Here is a 425-nt window from a genome sequence, read left to right as displayed (position 1 = left end):
CCTGCTCCGGCTCGCGAGGCGCGGCTTCGGCATGGCGCTCGTCCGCGGGCTCGTCGCCGCGCTGCGCTGCAGCGTCCCGCTTCGCCGCGGACCGGCCGGCGCTCGCCGCATCGGCGCTCTTCTTTGCGCCGGCCTTCTTCGCCGCGCTCTTGCGTGCGCGCTTGCGGCCGTCCTTCGCGTCGCCGTGCGTCGCGCCCGCGTGCGCCGTTTCGTTCGATTCCACCGCGTCCGCCGGTGCGAGCGCCGCTTCGCTCGCGACGACGTCGACCGCGCCGGCTCCGTCCGTGTCGACGGCCATGCCGTCCGCCGCCGGCTCACCGTGCGCGCCGCGACGGCGCGACGCGTGTTCGAGCGGCGCGGCTTCCGCGTGACGCGCGCCATGCCCCGCGTGCGCGCTGCCCGTATCGCGCGCGGCGGCCGGCTCG

The 425-nt window shown here is 78.1% G+C and carries 1 pseudogene; it reads right to left on the bottom strand.

Features of this window, described 5'->3' with window-relative positions:
- Positions 1-425: pseudogene (locus HMPREF3115_RS32185) on the bottom strand (NYN domain protein); the annotation flags it as partial.

Source organism: Burkholderia sp. HMSC10F09 (assembly GCF_001806955.1).
Lineage (GTDB): Bacteria > Pseudomonadota > Gammaproteobacteria > Burkholderiales > Burkholderiaceae > Burkholderia > Burkholderia multivorans.
This window is presented reverse-complemented; position numbering and strand designations above follow the sequence as displayed.